At 49.8% G+C, this 10,923-nt stretch carries 6 protein-coding genes; 1 reads left to right on the plus strand and 5 read right to left on the minus strand.

Annotated elements, in window-relative coordinates; genetic code table 11:
- Positions 1-154: 154 nt before the first annotated feature.
- The 5 genes from purT to malQ all read right to left on the minus strand — a co-directional run bounded on the left by purT (position 155) and on the right by malQ (position 9,514).
- Positions 155-1,357, minus strand: coding sequence for a formate-dependent phosphoribosylglycinamide formyltransferase (gene purT, locus V7D78_RS14365; protein ID WP_333609145.1), 1,203 nt, complete (start codon positions 1,355-1,357; stop codon positions 155-157).
- Positions 1,354-2,883, minus strand: coding sequence for an NADP-dependent phosphogluconate dehydrogenase (gndA, locus tag V7D78_RS14370; protein ID WP_333609146.1), 1,530 nt, complete (start codon positions 2,881-2,883; stop codon positions 1,354-1,356). Before gndA ends, purT begins: the two co-directional genes overlap by 4 nt.
- A 102-nt stretch (positions 2,884-2,985) precedes the next feature.
- Positions 2,986-5,034 carry a glycogen debranching protein GlgX gene (gene glgX, locus V7D78_RS14375; RefSeq protein ID WP_333609147.1) on the minus strand — a complete coding sequence of 683 codons (2,049 nt, stop codon included), beginning with the start codon at positions 5,032-5,034 and terminating at the stop codon, positions 2,986-2,988.
- Between the two features lie 56 nt (positions 5,035-5,090).
- Positions 5,091-7,277 (minus strand): 1,4-alpha-glucan branching protein GlgB, encoded by a 2,187-nt coding sequence (glgB, locus tag V7D78_RS14380; RefSeq protein ID WP_333609148.1) that lies wholly within the window; start codon positions 7,275-7,277, stop codon positions 5,091-5,093.
- 35 nt (positions 7,278-7,312) lie between these two features.
- The gene (gene malQ, locus V7D78_RS14385; RefSeq protein ID WP_333609149.1) at positions 7,313-9,514 is read right to left on the minus strand and encodes a 4-alpha-glucanotransferase; all 2,202 of its coding nucleotides are present in this window, start codon (positions 9,512-9,514) and stop codon (positions 7,313-7,315) included.
- 221 nt (positions 9,515-9,735) lie between these two features.
- On the opposite strand from malQ, the gene gap reads away from it, so the two are divergent.
- Positions 9,736-10,743: a type I glyceraldehyde-3-phosphate dehydrogenase gene (gene gap, locus V7D78_RS14390; RefSeq protein WP_333609150.1), complete on the plus strand. Its 1,008-nt coding sequence runs from the start codon at positions 9,736-9,738 to the stop codon at positions 10,741-10,743.
- Positions 10,744-10,923 lie beyond the last annotated feature (180 nt).

The raw sequence follows: 10,923 nt of genomic DNA on the forward strand, positions 1-10,923 counted from the left end.
TGTTGCATAGCACCAGCCTCTGTTTTTAATGAGTGTGAACAGACTTTTATGCTAGTGGATTTTATCAGTAAAGTGAACAACTTGTTTAAAGCAGCCAGCACAAAAAAACCAGCCGCAGCTGGTTTTTTAACATGAGGTATTGCAGTGTTAGGCGTTATTTCAGCGTCACGCTTAACTGGCTGATGACCTTAAGTGCTTTTTGGGTGGCGTGCTCTACCGTGTCGCTAAGCGCCAGCGCTACACCCATCCGCCGCTCGCCCTGCACTTCAGGTTTACCGAAAATACGTAGCTCCGTATCCGGCTCGCCCAGTGCCGCGGCCAGCCCCTGATACTGGATATCGGCGCTGTGGCCAGCTACCAGCAACACGGCTGAGGCAGCCGGGCCGTATTGTTTAATCTGGGGAATAGGCAAACCCAGAATGGCGCGGGCGTGCAGTGCAAATTCACTTAACTGCTGTGAAATCAAGGTGACCATGCCGGTATCGTGTGGCCGTGGCGACACCTCTGAGAAATACACCTTATCGCCTTTAATAAACAGCTCTACACCGAACAAACCACGGCCACCTAAGGCCTCCACCACGGCTTTAGCGTAGTGTTTGGCACTGGCCAGGGCGTTGTCGCTCATGACTTGTGGCTGCCAGCTTTCACGGTAATCACCTTTTTCCTGACGATGGCCAATAGGCTCACAATATTGAATCCCGCTCAGCGAGTTTACCGTTAACAAAGTAATTTCATAGTCAAAATCGATAAAGCCTTCTACTATGACCCGGCCTTTACCGGCGCGACCACCTTCCTGCGCGTACAGCCAGGCGGCCTCCAGCTCAGCCTCTGAGCGCAACACGCTTTGTCCTTTGCCCGAGGATGACATTATCGGTTTTACCACACAGGGGTAACCTATGGCATTCACTGCGGCGATAAAGCTGGCTTTATCACTGGCAAACTGAAACGGCGAGGTTGCCAGCCCCAACTGCTCTGCGGCCAGACGGCGGATACCTTCGCGGTTCATCGTCAGATTAACGGCCCGGGCGCTGGGCACCACATTAAAGCCGCAATCTTCTAACTCAATAAGCACCGAGGTAGCAATCGCTTCCAGCTCAGGCACAATTAATGCTGGTTTTTCGCTTATCACCAACTGACGCAGTGCTGCGTTATCCAGCATCGACATCACCACCGCTTTATCGGCCACCTGCATAGCCGGCGCATTGGGGTAACGGTCTACGGCTATCACTTCGCAGCCATAGCGTTTTAATTCAATACACAGCTCTTTGCCAAGCTCTCCGGCACCTAATAACAACACCTTAGTACTGCTGGCGGTCCCCGGCGTACCTATGTGTTCCAAATTTTGTTGAATTGTCATTTTACTTTCACCATAGGTCGGGCCGGGTTACTCCAGTCTACATGGAACATTTTACCCTTGGCTTTGTCGGTGCGCTCAAAGGTATGGGCGCCAAAATAATCGCGCTGCCCCTGCAATAAATTCGCTGGCAGAACCGCAGTACGGTATGAGTCGTAATAACTGAGTGCTGAGCTTAAGGCGGCCACCGGTATGCCTGACAGGGTGGCATTAGCCACAGCCTGACGCCAGTTTTGCTGATAGACCGAAATTTGTTTGGAGAAAAACGGATCTAACAACAGGTTTTCCAACTCGTCGTTGCGCTCGTAGGCTTCGGTGATCGATTGTAAAAACACCGCCCGGATAATACAGCCGGCGCGCCAGATCTTGGCAATTTCAGCAAAGTTCAGCTGCCAGCCATGTTCCTCGGCAGCCGTTTTCATTAAATGAAAGCCCTGCGCATAGACACAAATTTTGGCGCAGTACAGCGCATCATGCAGTGCCTGAATAATGTCGCGTTTTTGCTCATCCGAAATTAAATTGTGAGCCGGGCCTGCCAACACAGCGGCAGCCTTTATCCGTTCATTTTTCAAACTGGAAATAGAGCGGGCGTACACCGCTTCGGCGATAGTCGGCGCCGGGCTGCCCAGTTGTAAACTGCTGACGGCCGTCCATAACCCTGTGCCTTTCTGGCCGGCTTTATCCATAATCACATCCACCAGCGGCAAGCCGGTTTCTGAGTCTTTGGTGGCCAGTACTTCTGCACTGATGTCAATTAAATAGCTGTTTAGCGGACCATTATTCCACTGTTTAAACACCGCCGCTATGTCACCGGCTGGCATGCCCAGAATATCGCGCATCACCTGATAGACTTCACAAATAAGCTGCATATCGGCATATTCAATGCCGTTGTGCACCATTTTCACGTAATGGCCTGAGCCGCTCGGGCCTATATAGGCGGCACATGGCTCGCCTTCTGTCACCGGATTACCCGGCTCAAAACGTTCAATCGGCTTGCCGGTTTCAGGGTCAACTTTGGCTGCGATGGCTTGCCATAGAGGTTTAATGCGGGTCCAGGCGTAAGGATCGCCACTGGGCATTAAAGAGGGGCCAAAACGGGCCCCGACTTCGCCGCCAGACACAGCGGTGGAGAAAAAGATAAACTTGCCTTCGTACTGTTTTTCGCGCTCAACCGTATCAGTCCACAAGCTGTTACCGGTATCAACGATAATATCATCGGCCTGAATACCTGCATCAATCAACTTATGGCAGATATCATCTACCGGCTTGCCCGCCGGCACAGATAACACAATTAAATGTGGCGCGGATAAACGAGACAACAATTCAGTATAGGAGCTGCAACCAATTACCCGCGGCGCTTGCGCACCGCGCTCAGCAGTATCCTGTGCCAGTACAGCTTCCAGTTTTTGATGATCTAAATCGAAGGCGGCGACCCGGTAACCATTATCGGCAAGGTTTAAGATGAGGTTTTTGCCCATCACCCCGGCTCCGATAAAACCCACATCACACAGTAGCGCTGTATCTGACATCTGAGATTCCTTTAAAGCTTATTCTGGTACTAAACCGGCCAAAATGGCGCGCATTATAATAGAAAAGTACTGATAAACATACTGCCGTACTCAGCGGCAACTTTACTGCCATACCGAAATACTATGCGCATTTTGTAAATACTGGCTCAGCGGGTCCTGCTGTGGCAACATCAGGCCATCCTGTTTTGAGGTATCAAACAGTATTTGCCAGGGCTTGGCCGGTAATTGTAATGGCAGGCTGTTATTGGCGCCGTTAATCACAAACAGCAGGCTCTGCGTGCTGCTAAGGTTAGTGATGCGAAAGATACAACCTGCGCGGTCCGGCACATGCCAGTCATGCTGTTGCTTTTCAGTTCCATCGGGTAAAAACCAGCAAATCTGGTGCTTATCACCGTGCATATAGTACTGATCGTCTTGCAGTTGCAGGCGCAATACTGACGAAAAATCACGTCTGAACGTGACCATCTGCTGTACAAAGTGTAAGAATTTTTCGCTATGACTATCCAGTTGCCAGTTGAGCCAGGAAATAGCATTGTCCTGACAATAGGCATTGTTATTGCCATGCTGACTATGGCTTAACTCATCGCCGCCCAGCCAATGCAACATGCCCTGGCTTATCAGTAAGGTCAGCACCAGATTGCGCTTATGTAAATAGCGCTGCTGCACTATAGCCGGCTCTGTGCTGGGCCCTTCCACGCCATGGTTACAACTCAGGTTATGGCTATGGCCATCACGGTTTTCTTCGCCGTTTAACCAGTTATGCTTATCCTGATAACTGACTAAATCATGCAGCGTAAACCCATCATGATAGGTCAGGTAATTGACACTACAACTGGCCGGTTTATGATGTTTAAAAAAGATATCGCGCGAACCAAACAAACGGGTAGTAAATTCCGGCAGTACGCCTTTGTCACCGCGCCAGAATGAGCGAAAACTATCACGACATTTGTCATTCAGCTCAGACCAATTGGCCGGAAACTGCCCCAGATGATAGCCAAAAGGGCCCACATCCCAGGGCTCAGCTATGAGTTTAGCCTTTGATAACACGGGGTCTTGGGCGATAATTTGAAAAAAACTGGCATAAGGGTTAAAGCGCTTATGCTCGCGCCCTAAGGTCACCGCTAAATCAAAGCGAAAGCCATCCACCTGCATCTCAGTTAACCAGTAACGTAGTGCATCCATTACCAGTTGCTGAGTGGCTGGCTGCGATAAGTTTAAAGTATTGCCACAACCGGTAAAATTGCAGTAATTCTGATAATCGGTCATCTCTGCATGGCTGTGAAATAGATAATATTGCCGGTTTGCCAAACCCCGAAAACTTAAAACCGGGCCATCAGCGCCTGCCTCAGCACTGTGGTTAAACACCACATCTAAGATCACTTCTATTCCATGCTGATGATAAGTTCTGACCAGCGTCTTAAACTCTGTTACGGCATCTTCAAATTGGTAGCGCGGATCCGGCGCAAAAAAATTCACCGGATTATAGCCCCAGTAATTAGTCAGCTTTAGCGCGCTAAGCCTTGGCTCCGCCATAAAGGCAGCAACCGGCAATAATTGCACTGTGGTAATGCCCAACGCCTTTAAATGCGTCAGCACTGACGGATGACACATCCCCAGATAAGTACCGCGTAGCTCAGCAGGCACCTCAGGATGCTGCATCGTCAGGCCTTTAACATGGGCCTCAAAGATAATGGTTTGTTCATCCGCAATGCATGGCTTAACGCTGTTTTGCCAGTCAAAATCACCCTGACGTAACACGCCCTTAGCCAGCGCATGATGGCTTTTATCACGGTATAAACGCTCTTGCCACACCTGAGCGCGGTTCAGTTGCCGGGCATAAGGGTCAATCAATACACGCTGCGGGTCAAAATAATAACCTTGCTCGGCTTGCGCCGGGCCATCGGCCTTAAGTGCATACAAAGTGCCCTCAACAATACCTTGCACCGCCAGATGCCATACTGCGCCGCTTCGTCCGGCAAAGGGTAATTCTGCCAGTAACTCTTCCGTATCCGGTTGATACAGACACAGCATTAACTTAGTCGCATCTGGCGCATAGACAGCAAAGTTCCAGCTTAAATCCGCCTGCTGCTGCGGCCCCAGGGGCTGCGGTTGCCCCACTGACATCTTAAATAGCGGAATCGCCGGGCTCATCTGTTCACCTGTGTTTTAATCCCTGTTGCTTACTGTGCTAGCAGTGTATTAGCAGTTTAGCGTTTTTGTCGAATATACAAGGTGGCCAGTGGCGGTAAATTTACCGACAAGCAAAAACCTAAGCCATGATAAGGCTGTGCCTGCGCCAGCAGGGTATCGCCGGTGGCATAATCACTGCCCCAGTAAAAACGGCTGTCAGTGTTTAAAATAATCTCATAGTCACCTGCTGCGGCCACCCCCAGTAAATAACCGGCTCTGGGTAGCGGCGTAAAATTGGCCAGCACATAGATATGATCATCACTGGCATCAGTTCGCATAAAACTTAAGGTGCTATGCTCTGCGTCCTGATGATCCAGCCAACGAAAGCCCTCTGGCTGATAATCCAGCTGATATAAAGGCGCATGGCGCTGATAACTGTGGTTCAAATCGCGAAACAGCTGCTGCATACCGCGGTGTTTATCAAATTCCAGCAAATGCCAGTCCAGACTCTGGTTATGATTCCACTCGCGGCCCTGGGCAAATTCATTGCCCATAAAATTCATTTTTTTACCCGGATGGGCATACATAAAGGCAATAAAAGCCCGCAAGTTTGCCGCTTGCTGCCATTCATCACCAGGCATTTTATTTAACAGGCTGCCTTTACCATGTACCACTTCATCATGTGACAACGGCAGAATAAAGTTTTCGTTGTAAGCATAAACCATCGAGAACGTCAGATCGCTATGATGGTACTTACGATAGGCCGGATCTTTACTAATATAGCGCAGGCTGTCATTCATCCAGCCCATATTCCATTTAAAACCAAAGCCCAGACCACCGGCATCCACCGGCCTTGACACACCGGCAAAAGAGGTCGACTCCTCGGCAATAGTTATGGCCTTAGGGAACTTACTATAAATTTCAGTGTTCAGCCATTTAAACAGGCTTATCGCTTCATAGTTATGATTGCCGCCATCGACATTGGGGATCCACTCGCCTTCGTTGCGTGAATAATCCCAATACAGCATCGAGGCCACTGCATCCACCCGAATGCCGTCAATATGAAAATGCTCCAGCCAGAATAGCGCACTGGCTACCAGAAACTGCCGTACCGTGTCCTTGCCAAAATCATAGATGCAGGAGTTCCAGTCCGGGTGCCAGCCACGGCGCGGATCCGCATATTCATACAAAGGTGTGCCATCAAAACGGGCCAGGCCATGGCCATCTTCCGGAAAGTGCGCCGGCACCCAATCAAGGATCACACCAATACCGGCCTGATGGCAGGCATCGACAAAGGCTTTAAACTGATCAGGATGTCCAAAACGTGAGCTTGGCGCAAATAAGCCCAGCGGCTGATAGCCCCAGGAGCCATCAAACGGATGCTCCATCACCGGCATTAATTCAATATGGGTGTAGCCCATATCCAACACATAAGGAATAAGTTCAGCAGCCAGCTGCTGATAATTTAACGGCTGATTATCTGCCGTGCGCCGCCACGAGCCCGGATGCAGCTCGTAAATACTCATGGCACTGCGGTAAGGATCGACCGCCTGCCGCTGCTGCCACTGCTGGTCCTGCCACTGGTACTGATATTGATCGTACACCAGTGAGGCATGTGACGGAAATTGCTCGGCAAAAAAGGCCAGTGGATCAGCTTTGTGCGGCAACAATTGGCCCCGGCTGTCTTTGATTTCAAATTTATAGCGCGCGCCCTGCGCCATTTCCGGCACAATTAGCACCCAGTGGCCGCAATCGGTGCGCTGCATCGGATGACAACGGCCATCCCAGTGGTTCAGATCGCCAATTAAACTGACCGAGCTGGCATTGGGCGCAAACACCGCAAAACGGGTAGCAGTGATAGTCTTACCAGCAAAAGGCAAACTGATTAACTGCGCACCTAATTGCCGGTACAGGTTTTCTGGCTGGCTCATCACATGGTGCACCGCATAATACGCCGCTTGCTGAAATTGATAAGGGTCAATTACTGTACTTTGTTGCCTGGCGTAGCTTACCTCAAGCAAATAATCGCTGGCCTTGCGTTTACCTGGCAATACCAGCTCAAACACACCATTATGCTCTGCTACGGCTTTACACTCACCCAGTACCTTAGCGTTTTTGGCATCAAGGGCAGTAACAGCTGTCGCTGCAGGCAAATACACCCTTAGCAACATGCCTTTTTGTTGCCCCTCTACCAGGTTAGGTTGCCAACCCAGCAACGAAAACGGATAAGTACAACGCGCCTGTTCCAGTGCAGCTAAAGCCATAGATCTTGTCCTTATGTTATTTTTATAAAAAACATTTATCTTACAGCCGCTTGCTGACGGCACTGGCTTAAATCTTGTAACAAAGCACTGATATGCGGCTGTGTCGTCCACTGCTCCAGCTCAGCACTGAGTTTACGCCGCCAGTTTGGATATTCATCGCTGGTACCCGGAATATTCACTGGCTGAGTCATTTCTAACCAGTCTTCCAGTTGTAAACAGAGTAACTGACTCTGGCCAGAGGCCAGATGGCGCTGCAGCGCTAAATTTAAGGTTCTGTCCATCGCCAATTGCTCAACACTGCGCGGATAGTCTGCTGGCAGCATAGCATGGCCATGTAAGGAATCGAGTATGCGCTGTTTATTAGCGTGGCGCTGCTGATACAGCTGTTGCAACTGCTGCTCATCTTTATAAAGGCCAAGCTGCTGGCCGAGCTTTAAGTCTTCACAGTGCCAGAAACCAATCAGCGTGGGTAAATCGTGAGTGCTCAGTGTGGCCATGGCTTGCGCCGGGTAATGCGCCGGGGAAATATAGCCACCATCGGAGGCTGTTTCAAAAAAGAACACCCGATAAGAGTACATGCCATACTGTGCCAGCAACTCACGGATCCCCTCTGGCACTGTACCTAGGTCTTCACCTATGATCACCGCCTGCGCTCTTTGGCTTTCCAGCGCTAAAATGCCCAGCAAATCCATGATAGGGTAATAGACATAAGCACCGCCGCCGGCATCGGCTGCCGACTTGGGCACCCACCATAAGCGTAATAACGCCATCACATGATCAATGCGCAAGGCGCCGGCATCTTGCATATTGCTGCGTAATAACTCCACCATCGGCTGATAAGCCTGCTGAAACAACTGATAAGGATGCATCGGCGGCAAGCCCCAGTTTTGTCCGGCAGGCCCCAACGGGTCCGGCGGCGCACCGACACTGGCATCGCGGCAGTACAATTCGGCATTGCCCCAGATTTCGGTAGAGGCTTCACTGACCCCCACCGCTAAATCACGATATATGCCCAATACCATGCCTTGCTGTTTTGCCAATTGTTGCGCGGCGGCTAATTGTTGCTGCGCCATAAATTGCAAATAACAATAAAAATCCAGCTCAGTACTGTGGCTTTGCATAAATTGCTGTACCTCAGCTGATGAGGGATCACGGTATTGCTCAGGCCAGTTAGGCCAGCCCCAATGCTGTGAGTCTTGGGCAATTAAATAGGCATGCAAGGCATCATATAACGCTAGTTGCTGTAGGCTTTGGCCACCCTGTACTTTAAACTCATTAAAGGCAGCAGTTAGCTGGGCTTCTACGCCACTGTGCTGTACAAACCACTGATACAGATTTTTTAGCACCGGCAACTTAAGCTGCATCACTGCAGCGTAATCGACCCAGTCTTTAGCCCGCTCAGCGGCCAGCTGCGCAGCGAACCCCGGCGCTTCTGTTAAACAGCGGGTTTTCGGACATTGCTGATAACCGGGTAAGGCAGTGACATCCAGATAAATAATATTCAGCCAACGGCGCGAAGACGGACTGTAAGGGCTGGCACTTTCAGGCATGGCCGGGTACAACGCATGAATGGGGTTTAACCCTACAAAATCGGCGCCATTAGCGGCTAAATACCTTATCAGTTGCTGTAAGTCAGTAAAATCACCCACTCCCCAGTTACGGGCAGAGCGCAGGCCATATAATTGCACTGACACGCCCCACTGTTTTTGCGCAGTAAATTGCGCCGGTTGATAACACTGGCCAGGTGATAAGATTAATTGCTGGCTGAAACTGAGCTCAGTACCCTGACACTGCAAGACTAACTTGTGGTAGCCCATTGGCAACGTGAATGGCAGGCTATGCTGATATAAATGATACTCTTCATCGTCCAGCACCACCGCCTGTTGTAACTCCCCCTCAACCGGCACCAATACTAATTGCTGTTGCTCACCCTGCTCACTGGTCAGCACAAGCTCAAAAGGGGTATTGGCCAGCGCCAAAGGTACTCTTACCTCTAGCACTAAAGGCTCAGCAAGCAACTGCACCGACACCGGCGCGATAACTTGTTGCCACACATCCAGCTGGCGTTCCAGCAATTCAGCGCGGGCAGCGTCTTCATCGCTGATATTAAAGCCCTGCGCAGCTAATAACGCCAGTTGCGCCGCTTCACTTACTTCAGTAGGGTTTCCCCAGGCATCATCATATTGGGTTTCAATGCCACAAAAGGCAATCAGTTCGGCCAGTAAGGCAGCATCCATTTTTGGTTCCTTAAGCGCTAGCGGCTAATTAGCTTGCATTCACTGCAGATGTCAGAGGCTATAATAGCGTAATCCGCAGTTCAATTTTGTTATTTAATTACATATTTTGGCTTTTAAAGCGTTTATAACTTGAAAAATGCCATATTTAATGTAATTTTACTACACATTACTAGCTGAATACGTTTTCAACTATTCTTATCAGTTTAAACAGCGGAGTCTATATGTCTATTCGAGTCGCCATTAACGGTTTTGGTCGTATTGGTCGCAATGTGTTGCGAGCCCTGTATGAAGCTCATCAAGCTTACGATATTCGCATTGTCGCCATCAATGATTTAGGTGATGCTGCAATTAATGCGCATCTGCTGAAGTATGACACAGCCCATGGAATTTTTGCGGCTAACGTTGGACATGATGATAACGCTATTTATGTCAATAATGATGAAATCCGTACTTTAAGCGTGCGTAACCCGGCGGACTTACCCTGGGCCGAGTTAGATATAGATGTGGTATTGGAGTGTACCGGCCTGTTTACCGATAGAAAAACCGCCGGCGCCCATTTAACTGCTGGTGCTAAGAAAGTCATTATCTCGGCACCGGGTAAAGATGTCGATGCGACTATTGTATATGGCGTTAATCATCAGATCCTGACCTCTGATATGCAAATCATTTCCAATGCTTCTTGTACCACCAACTGCTTAGCACCTATTGCTAAACCCTTGTATGAGGCCCTGGGTATTGAATCTGGCCTGATGACCACTATTCATGCTTACACCAATGATCAACGCTTGAGCGATGTGTATCATACCGACTTACGCCGTGCACGGGCGGCAGCGATGTCGATGATCCCCACCAAAACCGGTGCCGCTGCTGCCGTTGGCCTGGTTGTCCCTGAGTTAGCCGGTAAATTTGATGGCTTAGCGGTGCGGGTACCCACCTTAAATGTGTCTTTAGTTGATTTAACCTTCATAGCCGGTCGCAACACCAGCATAGAAGAAGTTAATAACATTATTCGTCAGGCTGCCGCGCAAAGCCCGATGAATAAAGTGCTGGCGGTAAATGATTTGCCGCTGGTATCGATTGATTTTAACCACAACCCTATGTCATCTATTTTTGATGCGACTGAAACCCGGGTTAATGGCCGCCTAGTCAAAGTCATGTCCTGGTATGATAATGAATGGGGCTTTAGTAATCGCATGCTCGATAATGTCGTCGCCTTAATGGCTTGCTAAGTACCAAAGATGTTAAGTGTCAGCCCCATCCAAGGCTTTGGTCATCTGACTGATTTGCCCTGCTATCAGCTTAACTTCGGTGATAGCAGTGCGGTGATATCTTTGTATGGGGCTCAGTTGCTGTCATATCAGCCCAGTGCCGGCGATGAACGGCTGTGGCTATCAGAACGGGCGGGCTGG

This window comes from Arsukibacterium sp. (assembly GCF_036735525.1).
Lineage (GTDB): Bacteria > Pseudomonadota > Gammaproteobacteria > Enterobacterales > Alteromonadaceae > Alishewanella.